The sequence below is a fragment of the Candidatus Rhodobacter oscarellae genome (assembly GCF_001078595.1).
Taxonomy (GTDB): Bacteria; Pseudomonadota; Alphaproteobacteria; order Rhodobacterales; family Rhodobacteraceae; genus Rhodobacter_B; species Rhodobacter_B oscarellae.
Window position 1 is genome coordinate 2,820,936 of sequence record NZ_LFTY01000002.1, and the last position, 16,091, is coordinate 2,837,026.

Annotated in this window: 21 protein-coding genes; 15 read left to right on the forward strand and 6 right to left on the reverse strand. The window is 66.8% G+C overall.

What is annotated here, in order from left to right; all coding sequences use genetic code 11:
* The first annotated feature begins 359 nt into the window (after positions 1 to 359).
* The 7 genes from AIOL_RS18245 to AIOL_RS18275 all read left to right on the forward strand — a co-directional run bounded on the left by AIOL_RS18245 (position 360) and on the right by AIOL_RS18275 (position 4,889).
* Positions 360 to 1,220 carry a branched-chain amino acid aminotransferase gene (locus AIOL_RS18245; RefSeq protein ID WP_049644299.1) on the forward strand — a complete coding sequence of 287 codons (861 nt, stop codon included), beginning with the start codon at positions 360 to 362 and terminating at the stop codon, positions 1,218 to 1,220.
* Positions 1,217 to 2,182 carry an ornithine cyclodeaminase family protein gene (locus AIOL_RS18250; RefSeq protein ID WP_049644300.1) on the forward strand — a complete coding sequence of 322 codons (966 nt, stop codon included), beginning with the start codon at positions 1,217 to 1,219 and terminating at the stop codon, positions 2,180 to 2,182. The genes AIOL_RS18245 and AIOL_RS18250 overlap by 4 nt, the downstream gene beginning before the upstream one ends.
* Positions 2,183 to 2,259: 77 nt before the next feature.
* Positions 2,260 to 2,715: a universal stress protein gene (locus AIOL_RS18255; RefSeq protein ID WP_049644301.1), complete on the forward strand. Its 456-nt coding sequence runs from the start codon at positions 2,260 to 2,262 to the stop codon at positions 2,713 to 2,715.
* Positions 2,716 to 2,871: 156 nt separating this feature from the next.
* A complete protein-coding gene (locus AIOL_RS18260) occupies positions 2,872 to 3,432 on the forward strand; it encodes a NifU family protein (protein ID WP_049644302.1) in 561 nt (186 codons plus the stop codon).
* Positions 3,425 to 3,841, forward strand: a complete 417-nt coding sequence (locus tag AIOL_RS18265; protein ID WP_235439085.1) for a GFA family protein — start codon at positions 3,425 to 3,427, stop codon at positions 3,839 to 3,841. Before AIOL_RS18260 ends, AIOL_RS18265 begins: the two co-directional genes overlap by 8 nt.
* A complete protein-coding gene (tsaB, locus tag AIOL_RS18270; RefSeq protein ID WP_049644304.1) occupies positions 3,838 to 4,482 on the forward strand; it encodes a tRNA (adenosine(37)-N6)-threonylcarbamoyltransferase complex dimerization subunit type 1 TsaB in 645 nt (214 codons plus the stop codon). Before AIOL_RS18265 ends, tsaB begins: the two co-directional genes overlap by 4 nt.
* Positions 4,479 to 4,889, forward strand: coding sequence for a GNAT family N-acetyltransferase (locus tag AIOL_RS18275; RefSeq protein ID WP_049644305.1), 411 nt, complete (start codon positions 4,479 to 4,481; stop codon positions 4,887 to 4,889). Before tsaB ends, AIOL_RS18275 begins: the two co-directional genes overlap by 4 nt.
* On the opposite strand, the gene AIOL_RS25210 is transcribed toward AIOL_RS18275, so the two are convergent.
* On the reverse strand, positions 4,886 to 5,491 hold the full coding sequence (locus AIOL_RS25210; RefSeq protein WP_152912589.1) for a hypothetical protein: 606 nt from the start codon (positions 5,489 to 5,491) through the stop codon (positions 4,886 to 4,888). The two genes, AIOL_RS18275 and AIOL_RS25210, sit on opposite strands and share 4 nt — an antisense overlap.
* A gap of 1,221 nt (positions 5,492 to 6,712) precedes the next feature.
* Positions 6,713 to 7,735, reverse strand: coding sequence for an aspartate-semialdehyde dehydrogenase (locus AIOL_RS18285; RefSeq protein WP_049644307.1), 1,023 nt, complete (start codon positions 7,733 to 7,735; stop codon positions 6,713 to 6,715).
* A 117-nt stretch (positions 7,736 to 7,852) separates the two neighbouring features.
* Between AIOL_RS18285 and AIOL_RS18290 the strand changes: the two genes are divergently transcribed.
* A complete protein-coding gene (locus AIOL_RS18290) occupies positions 7,853 to 9,043 on the forward strand; it encodes a CaiB/BaiF CoA transferase family protein (RefSeq protein ID WP_049644308.1) in 1,191 nt (396 codons plus the stop codon).
* On the forward strand, positions 9,040 to 9,804 hold the full coding sequence (locus AIOL_RS18295) for a citryl-CoA lyase (protein WP_049644309.1): 765 nt from the start codon (positions 9,040 to 9,042) through the stop codon (positions 9,802 to 9,804). Before AIOL_RS18290 ends, AIOL_RS18295 begins: the two co-directional genes overlap by 4 nt.
* Before the next feature lie 4 nt (positions 9,805 to 9,808).
* Here AIOL_RS18295 and AIOL_RS18300 read toward each other — a convergent pair whose 3' ends face one another.
* The gene (locus tag AIOL_RS18300) at positions 9,809 to 10,030 is read right to left on the reverse strand and encodes a DUF2061 domain-containing protein (RefSeq protein WP_326973151.1); all 222 of its coding nucleotides are present in this window, start codon (positions 10,028 to 10,030) and stop codon (positions 9,809 to 9,811) included.
* A gap of 128 nt (positions 10,031 to 10,158) precedes the next feature.
* On the opposite strand from AIOL_RS18300, the gene AIOL_RS18305 reads away from it, so the two are divergent.
* Both AIOL_RS18305 and AIOL_RS18310 read left to right on the forward strand, forming a co-directional pair.
* Positions 10,159 to 11,487: an acyclic terpene utilization AtuA family protein gene (locus AIOL_RS18305; protein ID WP_049644310.1), complete on the forward strand. Its 1,329-nt coding sequence runs from the start codon at positions 10,159 to 10,161 to the stop codon at positions 11,485 to 11,487.
* Positions 11,480 to 11,782: a DUF4387 family protein gene (locus tag AIOL_RS18310; protein WP_049644311.1), complete on the forward strand. Its 303-nt coding sequence runs from the start codon at positions 11,480 to 11,482 to the stop codon at positions 11,780 to 11,782. The genes AIOL_RS18305 and AIOL_RS18310 overlap by 8 nt, the downstream gene beginning before the upstream one ends.
* On the opposite strand, the gene phnF is transcribed toward AIOL_RS18310, so the two are convergent.
* Positions 11,775 to 12,488, reverse strand: coding sequence for a phosphonate metabolism transcriptional regulator PhnF (gene phnF / locus AIOL_RS18315; protein ID WP_049644312.1), 714 nt, complete (start codon positions 12,486 to 12,488; stop codon positions 11,775 to 11,777). The two genes, AIOL_RS18310 and phnF, sit on opposite strands and share 8 nt — an antisense overlap.
* A gap of 104 nt (positions 12,489 to 12,592) precedes the next feature.
* Here phnF and phnG point away from each other — a divergent pair, with 104 nt between their 5' ends.
* Genes phnG through AIOL_RS18330 form a run of 3 tightly spaced genes read left to right on the forward strand, consistent with a single transcriptional unit; the run spans position 12,593 to position 14,679 of the window.
* A complete protein-coding gene (gene phnG, locus AIOL_RS18320) occupies positions 12,593 to 13,036 on the forward strand; it encodes a phosphonate C-P lyase system protein PhnG (RefSeq protein WP_049644313.1) in 444 nt (147 codons plus the stop codon).
* Positions 13,036 to 13,596, forward strand: coding sequence for a phosphonate C-P lyase system protein PhnH (gene phnH / locus AIOL_RS18325; RefSeq protein ID WP_394298928.1), 561 nt, complete (start codon positions 13,036 to 13,038; stop codon positions 13,594 to 13,596). The genes phnG and phnH overlap by 1 nt, the downstream gene beginning before the upstream one ends.
* The gene (locus AIOL_RS18330; RefSeq protein WP_049644315.1) at positions 13,597 to 14,679 is read left to right on the forward strand and encodes a carbon-phosphorus lyase complex subunit PhnI; all 1,083 of its coding nucleotides are present in this window, start codon (positions 13,597 to 13,599) and stop codon (positions 14,677 to 14,679) included. It abuts the gene before it with no gap.
* A 23-nt stretch (positions 14,680 to 14,702) separates the two neighbouring features.
* On the opposite strand, the gene AIOL_RS25590 is transcribed toward AIOL_RS18330, so the two are convergent.
* Both AIOL_RS25590 and AIOL_RS25595 read right to left on the reverse strand, forming a co-directional pair.
* The gene (locus AIOL_RS25590) at positions 14,703 to 14,861 is read right to left on the reverse strand and encodes a hypothetical protein (RefSeq protein WP_160314526.1); all 159 of its coding nucleotides are present in this window, start codon (positions 14,859 to 14,861) and stop codon (positions 14,703 to 14,705) included.
* Positions 14,862 to 14,960: 99 nt separating this feature from the next.
* Entirely contained in the window at positions 14,961 to 15,125 is a 165-nt protein-coding gene (locus tag AIOL_RS25595) for a hypothetical protein (protein WP_160314527.1), read from the reverse strand.
* A 62-nt stretch (positions 15,126 to 15,187) separates the two neighbouring features.
* On the opposite strand from AIOL_RS25595, the gene AIOL_RS18335 reads away from it, so the two are divergent.
* Positions 15,188 to 16,090, forward strand: a complete 903-nt coding sequence (locus tag AIOL_RS18335) for an alpha-D-ribose 1-methylphosphonate 5-phosphate C-P-lyase PhnJ (RefSeq protein WP_049644316.1) — start codon at positions 15,188 to 15,190, stop codon at positions 16,088 to 16,090.
* Position 16,091 lies beyond the last annotated feature (1 nt).

Below are 16,091 nucleotides of genomic sequence, written 5' to 3' on the forward strand. Positions count from 1 at the left end.
GCGCATGGCGGATCATTGCGGCGCGCGCCAAAGAAACTCTTACAAGAGTTTCGCAATTTTCTTGCAAGAAAATTGTGGCGCACCAACGCCCGCTCCGGCCCAAATCTCACATCCCTTTCAACAAGCAAGTTCCAGCACCGTGTCAGCCCCGCGCGCATCGCGGCACGCCGCCCGCGCCGCCGGTCGCCGCGTCACAAAACTGTGGCCTCGCCGCGATAGATTGTGGCCATCGTCCCGCGATGGAATCTTCCCCACCCCATCGCATACTCGACCCCTGGCCTGCCCGCGGCCGGGGGTCACTTCGCCTGGACCTTCCCCTCCCGCGCGCCTAGTCTCGCACCAAACAGGAGGATCACCGCATGGTCATGGGCACCGACATTCGCACCTTTTATCAGGGCACCTGGCACGAGGGCGACGTCCCCATCATGAGCGCCGCCGATCATGGCGCCTGGCAGGGCACCAACGTCTTTGACGGCGCCCGCCTGTTCGAGGGCGTGGCCCCGGACCTAGAGGCGCATTGCGCGCGGGTGAACCGCTCGGCCGAGGCGCTGATGATCGAGCCCACGGTCTCGACCGAGGACATGGTCGAGATCGCCTGGGAGGGCCTAAAGCGCTACCCAAAGGACGCCGCGGTCTATATCCGGCCGATGTACTGGGCGATTGACGCCGGCCCGATGGGCGTCGTGCCCGCGCTGGGCAAGACCGGCTTTGCGATCTGCCTGGAGGCCAAGCCGCTGGCCCCGCCGGATGCGGCCACCACGCTGACCACCACGCGCTTCCGCCGCCCGGTGCTGGAGAACGCGGTGACCAACGCCAAGGCGGGCTGCCTCTATCCCAACAACGCGCGCATGCTGGCCGAGGCGAATGCCAAGGGCTACGGCAACGCGCTGGTGGCGGACGCCAATGGCAACGTGGCCGAGAGCTCCACGGCGAACGTGTTCATGGTCAGGGACGGCGAGGTCTTCACCCCCATCCCCAACGGCACCTTCCTGGCCGGGATCACCCGCGCGCGGCACATCTCGAACCTCGGCCTGGACGGCACCAAGGTGCACGAGACCGTGCTGAGCTTTGACGACTTCCGCGAGGCCGACGAGGTGTTCCTGTCCGGCAACATGATGAAGGTCACGCCGGTGACCGAGTTCGACGGCACGCATTACCAGGTGGGGCCGGTGACGCGGCGCGTGCGCGAGATGTACTGGGACTGGGCGCATTCGGCATGAGCGACGAGGGCTTTCTCTACCTCCCGGACGGCGCGCTGGAGGCGCTGGGGATCGCGCCGGGCGAGGTGGCGGACGCCATCGAGAAGGCGCTGATCCAGAAGTCGGAGGGCGCGCTGCATACCACGCCGAAATCGGCGCTGCTGCCCGGTGACGCCCGCTATATGATGTCCACCCTGGCGGTGGGCAATGCCGAGGACCTGACCGTGCTCAAGCAGGTGAGCGTCTGCCCCGAGAACCCGGGCCGGGGCCTGCCCGCGATCAACGGCGCGATCATGGCGCTAGACGCGCAGACGGGGCTGCTGAGGGCGATTCTGGGCGCGAACTGGATCACGGGCGCGCGCACGGCGGCGCTGTCGGCGGTGGCGGCGCGGCGGCTGGCGAACCCGGCCTCCAAAAGCGTGGCCTTCGTGGGGGCGGGGGTGCAGGCCTCGACCCATCTCGCGGCGTTCATGGAGCTCTTCCCGCTGGAGGAGGTGCGCGTCTATGGGCGCGGCGCGGCGAACGCGGACCGGCTCTGCGCCGAGGCAAAGGCAAAAGGCCTCGCGGCCCGCAGGGCCGCCACCCCGCAAGAGGCACTGGAGGGCGTGGACCTGGTGGTTACCTCGGTGACGCTGGATTACGCCATCGCGCCCTTCCTGGACGCGGGCTGGCTCAAGCCCGGCGCCTTCGCCGCGATCACCGATCTGGGCATCCCCTGGCATCAAGAGAGCCTCAAAGCGTTCGGGCAGGCGGTCATTGATGAGCGCGAGCAGGAGGCGGCCTCCGAGCGCAAAATGATCCCGCCCGAGATCGTGGGGGCCGACCTGACAGAGCTGGTCAGCGGCGCCAAGCCTCTGCGATATGACCCCGCCCGCCCGTCCTGTTTCGCGTTCCGCGGCATCGCGCTGGGGGACTACGCCGCCACGGCCTTGGTGCTAGAGCGCGCCCAGGCCGCAGGCGCGGGCCAGCGCGTCACCGCCTGAGGCGCGCCGCCGCAGCCCGGCCCCATTGCTTCGCCCGCCGGAACCGGCGATGATCCGGTTCAACCAAGGGAGACCCCATGCGCAAGTTCCTGGTCGTGCTGGATGACAGCAAAGAATGCCTCAACGCCATGCAATACGCCGCCCTGCGCGCCGCGCGCACCGGCGGCGGCGTGCAGGTTCTATCCATCATCCCGCCGGAGGAGTTCCAGCACTGGATCGGGGTCGGCGCGATCATGCGCGAGGAGGCCCGCGAGCGCATCCACACCCATTTCGAGGTCTTCGCCAAGTGGATGCGCGACCGGCAGAACGTCGACCCAGAGCTGGTGATCCGCGAGGGCGAGCCGGTGCCAGAGATCCTCGCCCAGGTGCGCGAGGACAGCGAGATCGGCGTGCTGGTGCTGGGCGCGGGCAATGACGGGTCCGGGCCGGGGCCGCTGGTAAACCAGCTCAGCCGCTCCTCGGGGAGCCTGCCGGTGCCGATCACCATCGTGCCGGGCGAGCTGTCGCGCGATCAGCTCGAGGCGATCTGCTAGCTGGGGCCTCGCAGGGGCCGCGCGCCCGCCCGATTGGGCGTCTTTGCGCGTGGCATCTGCTGGCGGTCCCCGTGGCGTACTTTTAGAATCATTCTAAACTCTTGACTTGGGCGCCCCCAGGCCGCATATCCATACACCAAGAGAGGGAGCACCCAGATGTTCATTCAGACCGAATCCACGCCGAACCCCGCCACGCTGAAATTCCTGCCCGGCCAGACCGTGCTAGAGGCCGGCACCGCCGACTTCCCGACGGCGGATACCTCCGGGGATTCGCCCCTGGCGCAGCGCATCTTCGCGGTCGAGGGTGTCACCGGCGTGTTCTTCGGCAATGACTTCGTGACGGTGACCAAAGAGGACGCCGTCGCCTGGGAGCATATCAAGCCCGCCATCCTCGGCGCGATCATGGAGCACTACCAGTCCGGCCAACCGGTGATCCAGGGCGAGGCCGCGGCGGGCTCTGGCCATGCCGAGCATACCGGCCCGGATGGCGAGATCGTCGGCCAGATCAAAGAGCTTCTGGACACCCGCGTGCGCCCCGCCGTGGCGCAGGACGGCGGCGACATCACCTTCCACGGCTTCGAGCGCGGCGTGGTCTACCTGCATATGCAGGGCGCCTGCGCGGGCTGCCCCTCCTCGACGCTGACGCTGAAGATGGGCATCGAGAACCTGCTGCGCCACTACATCCCCGAGGTGCTCGAGGTGCGCCCTGTTGCCTGACAGGGTGACGGCGCGATGCTACTGCGGCGCGGTTCGGATCGAGGCGAAAGCGCCTCTGGTGGTGAGCTATTGCCATTGCGGCGACTGTAAGCGCTGGACCGGCGCGGCGGTGCCCGTGCTCGCAGGCTTCGCGGAGGCGGATTTCCCGCTGCCGCCGGGATTGCGAGAGCGGCATTTCGGCGAGGCCGTGACCCGCTGGACCTGCGCTGCCTGTGATGGGCCCATCGCGGGCCGGTTCGCCTATGTCCCGGACCAGATCTACGTGCCCCTCGGGATCATCGACCAGATGGACGCATTGGCCCCGACGATGCACTGCCACGCCGAGCAGCAGGTGCCCTGGCTGCACCCCGAGGACGGGCTGCCGCGCGTGCAGGGCTCCGGGCGCGACGCGCTGAACGCCGCCAAATGATCACGCTGGGCTTCGACACCTCCGGCCCCTGGTGCGGGGCGGCGCTGATCGTGGACGGGGACTGCCCCGCCGCGCGGTACGAGGACATGACCAAGGGCCAGGCCGAGCGGCTGATGCCCATGCTGCAAGAGGTGCTGGCCGAGGCGGGCGCCGCCTGGGGCGACCTGGATCGCATCGGCGTGGGCATCGGCCCCGGCAACTTCACCGGGGTGCGCATCTCGGTCTCCGCGGCGCGCGGGCTGGCGCTGGGCCTGGGCGTGCCCGCGATGGGCGTGACGCTGCTGGAGGCGCTGGCCTATGGGACCGAGGGTCCCGTCCTGGCCTGCTTGGACGCGCGGCGCGGGCAGGGCTACTTCCAGAGGTTCGGCTATGGAACCGCAGAGCCGTTCCTGGGCAGCCTGGACGATCTAGAGCCAGAGCCCGGCCTGAAATGCATTGGCAGCTTGGGCGCAGAGGCCGCGGCGCATCTGGGCGCCGCGCACGCGCCCGCGCTCTATGCGCCGGGATCCGCGATTGCCAGGATCGCCGCCCGCAGGTCCGCCGCCGCGCCAGAGCGTCCGGCGCCCCTCTATCTTCGCGCCGCCGATGCCGCCCCGCCGCGCGAGGCGCCGCCGGTTATCTTACCCGAGACCTTGCCGTGACGCCGGAGGAATTGGCGGCGCTGCACGCGCGCTGTTTCACCGTGCCGCGGCCCTTCACGGCGCTGGAATTCGCCGACCTGCTGGCCGGGCCGACGGTGTTCCTGTGCACGATCCAGGACGGCTTCGCGCTGGGCCGGGCGGTCGCGGGCGAGGCAGAGCTTGTGACCATCGCCGTGGACCCGGACGCCCGCCGCGCGGGCAGGGGCAGGGCGCTGCTAGAGACCTTCGCCGCCGAGGCCCGGCGGCGCGAGGCGCAGGCGGTCTTCCTAGAGGTGGACGAGGCGAACGCCGCCGCCATCGCGCTCTATCAGCAGGACGGCTTCGCCAGGATCGGCACGCGCCCGCGCTACTACAAGCATCCCAACGGAGAGCTTAGCAACGCGGTCGTCATGCGCCGCGCGCTTTAGGCCGCGCCGATCAAGCACGCGAAGCCCTCAAACACCCAGATCGTGCCGTTCAGAATGCCGGGCCACCAGCGGACGGCCTCGACGATCAGAAACACCGGCACAAAGAAGGCCAATGTGAAGGCCAGCGCCAAAGTGACCCGCCCGCCCCGCGCCGCGATGGCGTCCTCCGGGGCGTCGCGCAGCCATGCGGTGATGCGCAGCCGCCAGGGCTTTGGGTAGATGGTGAAAAACGCCGTGGCCGCGACCACCCCGTGCAGCACGGTCGGGATCAGGGTCGAGAACAGCATGAACAAGAGCCACCAGTACTGACCCCGCGTGGCCGGGCCTTTGATCTCGGCAAAGAGAACTTCGAGACTCAACAATGGCACCCCGCCCGGCTGCGCCATATGGATGAACAGGATAATCACCGCGCCAAGCCCAAAAAAGATCACCACCGCGCCGGCCAGGTCGATCACCCAGGACCAGGGCAGCATCCCCTGCACGCCCTTGCGCAAGGACCAGCGAGTCAGACCAATGGACGCAAAATCCGCCAGCCCGTTCACCAGCGGCAGGAAAGACAGGAACAAAAGCTGCCCGCGTTCTTCATTGTCTAGCTCGGGCATGAAAGGCGTGGCGAACCACACGAAAACCAACGCCATCGCCGCCCATAGGCCAAGTACCAATCTAGGACGACCAGTTTTCTGTCCGAACCATAGATTGAGCCAGCTTCCTGTGCCTACGCCTGCGCCTGCGACTACGAACACGAGTACGACTGCGAATCCGAATGCGAATGCGAATGCGACTGCGAATGCGAATGCGCCTACGCCTGCGAATGCGCCTGCGACTGCGGCTGCGACTGCGCCGACGAATACGAATGCGACTGCGCCTGCGAATACGCCTACAAATGCGAATGCGAATGCTCCTGCGCCTGCGACTGCGAATGCGACTGCGGAACTATCGAGCCAGATCGACAGGCCCAACATTGCCATTATCGACCCCCACCCGACGAAGACTAGTAGTCGTCGGGTGAGATCGGTGAACCGGGTGGAAATTAGCACCATGGCCAAGCCAAAACCTAAAAGGCTTATCGTCCCATAGCGCAGCCAGGTGCGTGGCTCCGGTGCCAGAACCTCTACACCGCCAACCATCCCCGAATTCGTCACCATCCAGCGCAGGCAAAGCGACAGGACCGGATAGGCCAAGGCGAAGATCAGCGTAAAGGACAGCAGGTTCAGACTCCACGCTCGTGCGGGGTGGGTCTTGGGCAAGATGCGCTCGTCGCGCGCACACAGCACCGAATCCAGGATGTTCAGCCTGCGTTTTAACAGCCGCCGATAGGCCACGCCCCAGGTGTCGTCCTGCAGCCAGACCATCATCCGCCTGCGGCTATTCGGGCTGTCTTTCAGATTGCCGATGAACCAGAAGCATGAGGTGAAGGTGACGGCAAAAAGCGCGCCCCAAAATCCTAGCTCCGAAATGACTTTTAGCAATCCGTCCAAAATGCGCCGCTCGCTCAACCTATGGGCAGGGTAACGGCATCTCTTTCGCGAGGGAAGGCAGGGCAGCCATCGTAGGATGGGGTTCCACCCCATCCTGCCGCCCAGGTGGTGCGCGCGGTGCCACGCCCCTGCCCCCAACGAATTCCTAACCCGCCGCGCGGTCTATTAACCCGGGCGGTTTGGCGGAACGGGTCCGACGAAAGTCCGACGTTTTGCCGACAAAAGTCCGACCGCCGAAAACCCCACAAAAGAAGGGGTTAACGCCCTGATTCGCAGGGCTGGCGGCGGTTCGGGGCGCGCGCAGCGTTAACCGGCGTTTAACCCGACCGCTTCGCGGACCGGTGGTCAGCCCTTCTTCAGAACCTCGCGGCCCAGCAGCTCGGCGATCTGCACCGCGTTCAAAGCCGCGCCCTTGCGCAGGTTGTCGCTAACGCACCACAGGTTCAGCCCGTTCTCGATCGTGCTGTCCTGACGGATCCGGCTGATGAAGGTGGCATAGTCCCCGGCGCTCTCCACCGGGGTCACATAGCCGCCATCCTCGCGCTTATCGACCACCAGGATGCCCGGCGCGGTGCGCAGGATCTCGCGGGCCTCGTCCTCGTCCAGGAAGTCCTCGAACTCGATGTTTATCGCCTCGGAATGGCCCACAAAGACCGGCACGCGCACGCAGGTCGCGGTGACCTTAATCCTTGTATCCACTATCTTTTTCGTCTCCGCGACCATCTTCCACTCTTCCTTGGTCTCGCCTGAGTCCATGAAGCTGTCGATATGCGGGATCACGTTGAAGGCGATCTGCTTGGTGAACTTGGCGGGGGGGACTTCGCTGGTCGGGTTGTAGATCGCCTTGGTCTGGTCCCAGAGCTCGTCCATGCCGTCCTTGCCCGCGCCGGACACGGACTGGTAGGTCGAGACAACGACGCGCTTGATCGTGGCCCGGTCATGCAGCGGCTTGAGCGCCACCACCATCTGCGCGGTCGAGCAGTTGGGGTTCGCAATGATGTTCTTGTTGGCGTAGTCATGCACCGCTGACGGGTTCACCTCGGGCACGATCAGCGGCACCTGCGGGTCGTAGCGGTAGAGCGACGAGTTATCGATCACCACACATCCCGCCGCCGCGGCCTTAGGCGCGTATTTCTTCGTCGCCTCCGAACCAATGGCAAACAGCGCCATGTCCCAGCCCGTGAAGTCGAACGTATCAAGGTCCTGAGTGATCAGGGTGTCATCGCCAAAGGAGCACTCGGTGCCAAGCGACCGGCGCGAGGCGAGTGCTGCAATCTCATCGACGGGGAACTCGCGCTCGGCGAGGATATTCAGCATTTCGCGGCCCACGTTGCCCGTGGCGCCCGCGACGACGATTTTGTAACCCATTTTCGGCGTGCTCCTTGGATCGGCGTCGCCTGATAGCCCAAGGGGTACACGGGGAAAAGCGCTTTCTTGTGATGGCCGCCATCAGGGCATAACAATGCAGGCAAGGGAGGGCCGCCGATGCCTGCCAAGCCGCTTGAGGGCGTGAGGGTTCTGGATTTGACGAATGTGCTCGCCGGACCGTTCTGCTGCCACCAGTTGGCGCATCTGGGCGCGGAGGTCCTGAAGGTCGAGGCGCCGGGGCGCGGCGACCTGGCGCGGCAGCTGGGCCAGGACGAGGGGCTCTCGGCGCAGAATATGGGCATCTCGTTCCTGGCGCCGAACCCCGGCAAGCGGTCGATGACGCTGAACCTTAAATCCGAGGCGGGCAAGGACATCCTGCGGCGCCTGGTGGCGCGCTCGGACGTGCTGGTGGAGAACTTCCGGCCCGGGGTGATGGACCGGCTGGGCCTGGGCTATGAGGCGCTGAAGGCGGAGAACCCGCGCCTGATCTACTGCGCGATCTCGGGCTTTGGCCAGGACGGGCCGCTACGGGACCGCCCCGCCTATGACCAGATCATCCAGGGCATGGCCGGCGCGATGGCGATCACCGGCGACGCAGGCAGCGCGCCATTGCGCGCGGGCTGGCCGGTGGCGGACACGGTGGGTGGGCTGACCGCGGCGATGGCGATCTCGGCGGCGCTAAACGCGCGCCCGCGTGGGGGCTTCATCGACGTGGCGATGCTCGATTCTTTGCTGGCAACGATGGGCTGGGCGGTGTCGAATCTGCTGGTGGGCGGCGTGCACCCAGTGCCCGCGGGCAACGAGAACCTCACCTCGGCGCCCTCGGCGGCCTATCAATGCGCCGACGCGCCGATCAATATTGCGGCCAACAAGCAGGAGCAGTGGGAGCTTTTGGCGCGGCATCTGGGGCTGGCGGAGATGCTGGCGGACCCGGATTTCGCCACGCGCGCGGATCGCAAGGCCAACCGTCACGCGCTGAACGCGCGGATCGCGGCGGTGCTGCGCAGCCGCGACGCCTCGGTGTGGGTGGAGGAGTTGAACGCGATTGGCGTGCCCGCCGGGCCGGTTTTGAGCATGGAGGAGGCGTTGCAGCAGCCGCAATACCAACAGCGCGATCAGGTCGCGGGGTTCACGCTGCGGGACGGGCGCTCGGTTGAGGTTGTCCGCACCGGCGTGCAGATCGACGGGGCGCCGCTGACCGTTGAGGCCGGCCCGCCAGAGCTTGGCGCCGACACCGAAACCGTTTTGACAGAGCTTGGCCTTTCCGAGGCCGAGATTGCCGAATTGCACAAGGAGGGCGCCCTATGAGCGACGTATCCGATTGGTGGCGCACCGCGATCATCGACATGGAGCCGGGGCGGATCGACATCCGCGGGCGTCCCATTCAGGAGCTGATTGGCGCTGTGAGCTTTCCCCAGATGATCTGGCTGATGCTGCGCGGGGACCTGCCGACCGAGGGCCAGGCCCGGCTGTTGGAGCATGCCTTGGTGGCGGCGGTGGACCATGGCCCGCAGGCGCCGTCGATCGCCACAGCGCGGATGGCGGTGACCTGCGGGGCCAGCCTGAACCAGGCGATGGCGAGCGCGGTGAACCTGCTGGACGACGTGCATGGCGGCGCCGGGGAGCAGGCGGTGGAGCTTTACCACATGGCGTTGGAGAGCTCTGTGCCCGAGGCGGTCTCTCGTTGGCAGGCCGAGCGCGGCAAATACGTGCCCGGCTTTGGTCACCGCTTCCACACGCCGACTGATCCCCGCGCACCCCGGCTGATGGCGCTGACCCGCGAGGCCGCCCGTCAGGGCGATGCGAGCGGCGCCTTCGTGGAGATCGCCGAGGGGATCGAGGCGCATCTCGCCAGCAAGGCGGGCAAGCCCGTGCCGATGAACATCGATGGCGCCACGGCGGTGATCTATGCCGAGCTGGGCTTTGCGCCGCCCCTGGCGCGCGGGCTGTTCTGCCTAAGCCGCTCGGTGGGCATCCTGGCGCATGCCTGGGAGCAGACCGAGCAGGGCGGGCGCAACAAGGGCCCGACCCCGCCGGAGTACCGATGGACATATGAGCCAGAGGGCTAGGACCCTAGACGGGACGTCCGCTACCCCACGCGATCTGCGCCCAAACGCGCTCGTGCACGACATAGCTTACGGTCCCTATAAGCGTGCTTGCGACAGCAAATCCCCCGGCAGTGGCCAAGCTGCCGGTCATCAGAAAACCAAGCAGGGTCATCATTGCAAAGCCAGAGACTTGCCACGTCGTGGCTTTCGCTAGGGTGCGTTTCGCAGTATCCATATCGTGCTCCATTCATTTTGTGGGCAGTGGTACTGGAGGATGGGTGCGGTGATAATTCTGGATATGCGCTGCAAAAAATCCCATCTGTCGATTTTGCAAACAGTTGTAGATAATTATCCCGGGACGTGGAGCTTAGTCGCATGACCCGCATCCTTATCCCCTCCGGCGCTTTGGGCCTTGGCTATGACAAGACCGCCCTTGAACGCGGGATCGCCGCCAAGCCGGACCTGATCGCCATTGACGGCGGCTCGACCGATAGCGGGCCCAGCTATCTGGGCCGCGGGGTCAGCAAGTATAGCCGCGCCTCGACCAAGATCGAATGGGCCGGGCTGATCGATGCGGCGCAACGCGCGGGCTGCCCCTTGGTGATCGGCACGGCGGGGACCTGTGGGGCGGATAGCGCGGTGGACTGGCTGGTGGGGATCACCGAAGAGATCCTGCGCGAGCGGGGGGCGACGCTGCGCGTCGCGATCCTCAAGTCGGGGCAGACGGAGATTAAGGCCGCGGCGCTGGCGCCGCTCCACCCCGCGCCGGAGATCGACGACGCGCTGCTGGCGGACTGCACCAACATCGTGGCGCTGGCCGGGGCAGAGCAGATCCAGGCGGCGCTGGACACCGGCGCCGACATCGTCATCGCCGGGCGCACCACGGATACGGCGATCATCGCCGCCCTGCCGTTGCAGCGGGGCTGCCATCCCGGTGGGGCCTGGCACGGCGCCAAGATCGGCGAATGCGGCGCCTTATGCGCCACGAACCCGCAATCGGGGGTGATCCTGGTGGATTTCGACGCCGAGGGCTTCACCGTGACACCCTTGGCCGATGGCGCCCACGCCACGCCGCACACCGTTTCGGCGCATATGCTCTATGAGAATTCCGACCCGTTCATCCTATACGAACCCGGCGGGCATCTGGACGTGACCGGGGCGCACTATGACGCGCTGGACGACAGGCGGGTGCGCGTGACGGGGTCGCAATGGGTGCCGGGGCGCTACTCGGTGAAGCTGGAGGGCGCGCGGCGGGTCGGCTACCAGTCGGTGCTGCTGACGCTGCTGCGGGACCGGCGCTATGTCGAGAACGCCCCTGCCTGGTGCGACGACATCCTGACCAAGTGCCGCGCCAAGGCCGAGGCCCGCCTGGGCACGGATGCGTTCGAGATCGAGCTGCGGATCATTGGCCGCGACGCCACCCTGGGCGCGCTGGAGAACCGCGCGAATGGCGCGGTGGAGCTGGGCGTGATGGGGATCGTGACCGCGCAGACGCCGGAGCTTGTGGACGAGATCGGAAAGATGCTGAACCCCTACCTTCTGCACCACCCGCTGACGCCCGAGGAGGAGCAGCCCACCTTCGCCTTCCCCTTCTCGCCCGCCGAGATCGAGCGGGGCGAGATCTATGAGTTCTGCCTTAACCATGTGCTGCCGCTGGAGCACCCGATGGACGCGTTCCGGCTAGAGGTGCGCGAGATTGGCTGAGCTGGGCTCTATCGTCGAGAAGGTGCGCAGCAAGAACGCGGGGCCGTTCTGGCTGACCATCGACATCTTCTGCGGCTCGGCGCAGGCCTTCGCGCGGGTGCGCGATGGAGTCTCGACCGACCGCGTGGCGGGGCTGTTCCAGACGGAGGCCTCCGAGCTGAAGCGCTTTGACATCCCGTCGCTGAACGTGGTGAAGTTCTCGTTGCCGCGCCCGCAGGTGCAGGGCACGCGCGCGGACCGCGACATGCATGGGGCGAGCTATGCGGCGCTGATCGCAGAGCTAGAGGTCAACTAACGCCGCCCAGCGTCAGCGTGACGCGCTCGCCCGCGAACCAGGTGCGGCCGAACTCGATGGGCCGCCCGTCCGGGTCCAGGTTGATCCCCTCGGAATAGATCAGCGGCGCGCCCTCGCGCAGGCTCAGATGCAGAGCCTGGGTGGGGCCGGCCAGCGCCGCGGTCAGCCGCGTCGACGCCCTGGTGAAGTCCTCGATCTTGCACGCCCTCAGCGCCGTGGTCACCGAGCCGGTAACGCGCAGCGCCGCCGGAAGACCGGGCAAGGGCGCGGCGGGGAAAACGCTCAGGAAAACCGCAATCGGCGTCCCGTCCGCCGTTGAGAGCCCGTGATAGGCGTGGACAAGCGCCGCCTCTGCGAGGCCCAGCGCGCGCCGCTCGTCGGCGTCTGCCGGGCGGGTCTCGACCGACAGCACTTCCTTGCCGGGGATCTTGCCCGCGGCCTCCAAGTTCTTGTGGAAGCGCACGCGCTGCCCGATGGGGTAGTCGGTCGGGTGGTGCGACACGAATACGCCCGCGCCGCGGCGGGAAAAGACCAGCCCGTCCTCGGCCAGCGCCGCCAGCGCGTGCCGCACGGTGTGGCGGTTCACGCCGAACCGCGATGCCAGCCGCGCCTCGGTCGGCAGCTTGTCCCCGGGCGCGTAGTGCCCGCTTGCGATCTCCTGGCGGAGCGCCTCGGCGATGGATTTCCAGATCGGGGTGCGGGCCATGCTGTCACCAAAGTTTCACATGACGGGCCTTGCCAGAGTCGCGGCCCGCCGGTAATGATTTGTCTAGTTGTATAGTGTACTAGACAAACCCGCAAGGTGTCTAAATGACCAAAGAGAACCCCCGCAAGGATTGGATGGGCACGCTGGCCAAGGCCCCCGCCGAGGCACTGGCGGCGCTTTGGCAGCAGGCGGGCCTGGCCCCCGACTTCCAGTGGCTGCGCCGGCCCGAGATCGGCGCGGTGATGGTCCAGGGCCGCACCGGCGCCACCGGCGCGCCCTTCTGCCTGGGCGAGATGACCGTGACGCGCGCCTCGGTGCGGCTCGCCAGCGGCGAGGTCGGCCATGCCGTCGTTCAGGGCCGTGATCGCGCGAAGGCCGAGCAGGCCGCGCTGGCGGACGCGCTGCTGCAATCTGATGCCGCCGAGACCGTGAAGCGCGACATCATAGCGCCCCTCGCGGCGGGCTGGGCCAAGACCAAGACCGAGCGCGCGGCCAAGGCCGCCGCCACCAAGGTCGATTTCTTCACGATGGTGCGGGGGGAGGACTGATGAGCGTCACACTAGAAGGCGGCTTTGCCAATCCACCCGTTGATGCGGCGCAAGCCTTCCGCGCCGCGATGGAGGCCATGGCCCGCCCGGGCCGGATCTACGAGATCGGCGGCGCGGTGCCGCCCGCACCGATGTCGGTCGCGGCGGGGGCGCTTATCCTGACGCTATGCGACGCCGGCACGCCGGTGCATCTGGCGGGCGCATGGGACTGCGAACCGGTGCGGACCTGGATCACCTTCCACACCGGCGCCCCGGTGGTGGGCGCGGCAAAGGCGATGTTCGCGCTCGGCGACTGGGCCGCTTTGCAGCCGCTGGATGCCTATATGGTGGGCCTGGCCGACTACCCCGACCGCTCCGCGACGCTGATCGTCGAGAGCACCGCCCTCGCGCGCGAAGGCGCCACCCTAAGCGGCCCCGGCATTGAAAGCGAACACGCGCTGAACCTCCCCGAGCTGGCGGCGTTTCAAAGAAACGCGATGCTCTTTCCGCTTGGGCTGGATTTCTACTTCACCGCCGGCACCGCAGTAGCAGGCCTGCCGCGCACAACGAGGGTTTCCTAGATGTATGTCGCCGTAAAGGGTGGCGAGAAGGCCATCGACAACGCCCATGCCTGGCTCGCCGAAGAGCGGCGCGGCGATCTGAACGTCGCCGAGCTGAGCCTGGAGCAGATTCGCGAGCAGCTTGCCCTGGCGGTGAACCGCGTGATGGCCGAGGGCTCGCTCTATGATCCGGACCTGGCGGCGCTGGCGATCAAGCAGGCGCGCGGTGACCTGATCGAGGCGATCTTTCTGATCCGCGCCTACCGCACCACCCTGCCCCGGTTCGGGCGCTCGGAGCCCTTGGAGACCGGCGAGATGGCTTGCGATCGGCGGATCTCGGCGACCTTCAAGGACGCGCCGGGCGGGCAGGTGCTGGGGCCGACCTTTGACTACACGCACCGCTTGCTGGATTTCAAACTGGCGGCTGACGGCGCGCCCGTCGAGGTGCCGCAAGCGGCCCCGCGACAAGAGGCCACGCCGCATATCACCGAGTTCCTCAACAAGGAGGGGCTGATCGAAGAGCAGCCCGCCTCTGACGCCCCTGCGCCGGACCTGACCCGCGAGCCGTTGGAGACGCCCGCCGAGCGCCCCCTTCGGCTGCAATCGCTGACCCGCGGCGACGAGGGGTTCGTGCTGGGCATGGCCTACTCCACCCAGCGCGGATACGCCCGCAACCACGCCTTCGTGGGCGAGCTGCGCATCGGCAAAGTGGCCGTCGAGATGGAGCTGCCCGAGCTGGGCTTCGCCGTCGAGATCGGCGAGGTCGAGCTGACTGAATGCGAGACGGTGAACCAGTTCAAAGGATCAAAGACCGAGCCGGCGCAGTTCACCCGCGGCTACGGGCTGGTCTTTGGCCAGTCAGAGCGCAAGGCGATCGCCATGGCGCTGGTCGACCGGGCGCTGCGCTGGAAGGAGCTGGGCGAGGACAACGTGGGCGCCCCCGCGCAGGACGAGGAATTCGTGCTCTACCATTCCGACAACATCCAGGCGACCGGGTTCCTAGAGCATATCAAGCTGCCGCATTATGTGGACTTCCAATCCGAGATCGAGCTGGTGCGTAAGCTGCGCGCCGAGGCCGGGGCCCGCAAAGAGGCAACGCAGTGATGCGCGCCGGGGGCTTGCAAAGCTCAGCGCCGCCAGCCGTCCAGAACCTGGCGCTTGCGGGCCTTATCGGCCTCGGTCTCGCGCGGGAAGTGGCGGTCCTCGTAGCGCTCCCACAGCGCGACGACCAGCGTCACCGCCAGGAAGAAATCTATGAAGATCAGAGAGTTGATCAGAACAACCATGGCGCACCCCATACCCACGCGTGGCCCCGTCACGAGTGCGGGGCACAGGCGCGCGATACTGCACGGGAAGTCTTCACATTCGGTGAAAACCCCGGAGCGCTAGGCCTTACCGGGCCAGTCGAAGATGCCCTTGCGCGCGCGGGTGTCATAGTACCAGCCGTCCGGGCCCGCGAACTCCTGCGGCAGCAGGCGGAACGCCAGCGGTTTAAAGACGAACCATGCGGCAACACACGCGCAGGTCAAGGTGGCGGCAGCGGTCAGCATGACGCGACATCCTGTGGCTGGAATCAACTGGCGAAAAGATATGCGGCAAGTGAGACAGTTTCATGACTGAGCCTCTGGAAACACATCATAAAGTTAACCCGAGAAACGCGGAGTACAACTTTGCCTATCTCGACGAGGACACCAAGCGGATGATCCGCCGGGCGATCCTCAAGGGGCTGGCGATTCCGGGCTACCAGGTGCCCTTCGCCAGCCGCGAGATGCCCATGCCCTATGGCTGGGGCACCGGCGGGGTGCAGGTCTCGGCCGCGGTGCTGACGCCGGACGACACGATGAAGGTGATCGACCAGGGCGCCGATGACACCACGAATGCGGTCTCGATCCGGCGCTTCTTTGAGAAGACCGCGGGCGTGGCGGTGACCGAGGCCACCGCAGAGGCCAGCGTGATCCAGACCCGCCACCGCATCCCCGAGACGCCGCTGACCGAGGATCAGATCCTGGTCTATCAGGTGCCGATCCCGGAGCCGCTGCGCTTCTTGGAGCCCCGCGAGAGCGAGACCCGCAAGATGCACGAGCTTGAGGAATACGGGCTGATGCATGTGAAGCTCTACGAGGACATCGCCCGGCATGGGCGCATCGCCACCAGCTATGCCTACCCGGTGAAGGTCGAGGGGCGCTACATCATGGACCCCTCGCCGATCCCCAAATTCGATAACCCCAAAATGGAGATGGCGGCGATCCAGCTCTTTGGCGCGGGGCGCGAGCAGCGGATCTATGCGGTGCCGCCTTATTCGCAGGTGGTGAGCCTGGACTTCGACGACCACCCGTTTGACCCGTCGAAAGCCGATCATCCCTGCGACCTCTGCGGGGCCGAGCACAGTTATCTCGACGAGGTCATCGTGGACGACGCGGGCGGGCGGATGTTTGTCTGCTCCGACACTGATTTCTGCGCCGCCCGCCGCGCGCAAGGCCATGTGGGACGGCTGGGCACGGAGGACGCCGCATGAT

Coding starts and splice junctions, on each gene's coding strand:
- AIOL_RS18245 (WP_049644299.1), top strand. CDS start 360: ATGGTCATGGGCACCGACATTCGCACCTTTTATCAGGGCACCTGGCAC.
- AIOL_RS18250 (WP_049644300.1), top strand. CDS start 1,217: ATGAGCGACGAGGGCTTTCTCTACCTCCCGGACGGCGCGCTGGAGGCG.
- AIOL_RS18255 (WP_049644301.1), top strand. CDS start 2,260: ATGCGCAAGTTCCTGGTCGTGCTGGATGACAGCAAAGAATGCCTCAAC.
- AIOL_RS18260 (WP_049644302.1), top strand. CDS start 2,872: ATGTTCATTCAGACCGAATCCACGCCGAACCCCGCCACGCTGAAATTC.
- tsaB (WP_049644304.1), top strand. CDS start 3,838: ATGATCACGCTGGGCTTCGACACCTCCGGCCCCTGGTGCGGGGCGGCG.
- AIOL_RS25210 (WP_152912589.1), bottom strand. CDS start 5,491: ATGCCCGAGCTAGACAATGAAGAACGCGGGCAGCTTTTGTTCCTGTCT.
- AIOL_RS18285 (WP_049644307.1), bottom strand. CDS start 7,735: ATGGGTTACAAAATCGTCGTCGCGGGCGCCACGGGCAACGTGGGCCGC.
- AIOL_RS18290 (WP_049644308.1), top strand. CDS start 7,853: ATGCCTGCCAAGCCGCTTGAGGGCGTGAGGGTTCTGGATTTGACGAAT.
- AIOL_RS18295 (WP_049644309.1), top strand. CDS start 9,040: ATGAGCGACGTATCCGATTGGTGGCGCACCGCGATCATCGACATGGAG.
- AIOL_RS18300 (WP_326973151.1), bottom strand. CDS start 10,030: ATGGAGCACGATATGGATACTGCGAAACGCACCCTAGCGAAAGCCACG.
- AIOL_RS18305 (WP_049644310.1), top strand. CDS start 10,159: ATGACCCGCATCCTTATCCCCTCCGGCGCTTTGGGCCTTGGCTATGAC.
- phnF (WP_049644312.1), bottom strand. CDS start 12,488: ATGGCCCGCACCCCGATCTGGAAATCCATCGCCGAGGCGCTCCGCCAG.
- phnG (WP_049644313.1), top strand. CDS start 12,593: ATGACCAAAGAGAACCCCCGCAAGGATTGGATGGGCACGCTGGCCAAG.
- phnH (WP_394298928.1), top strand. CDS start 13,036: ATGAGCGTCACACTAGAAGGCGGCTTTGCCAATCCACCCGTTGATGCG.
- AIOL_RS18330 (WP_049644315.1), top strand. CDS start 13,597: ATGTATGTCGCCGTAAAGGGTGGCGAGAAGGCCATCGACAACGCCCAT.
- AIOL_RS25590 (WP_160314526.1), bottom strand. CDS start 14,861: ATGGTTGTTCTGATCAACTCTCTGATCTTCATAGATTTCTTCCTGGCG.
- AIOL_RS25595 (WP_160314527.1), bottom strand. CDS start 15,125: ATGCTGACCGCTGCCGCCACCTTGACCTGCGCGTGTGTTGCCGCATGG.
- AIOL_RS18335 (WP_049644316.1), top strand. CDS start 15,188: ATGACTGAGCCTCTGGAAACACATCATAAAGTTAACCCGAGAAACGCG.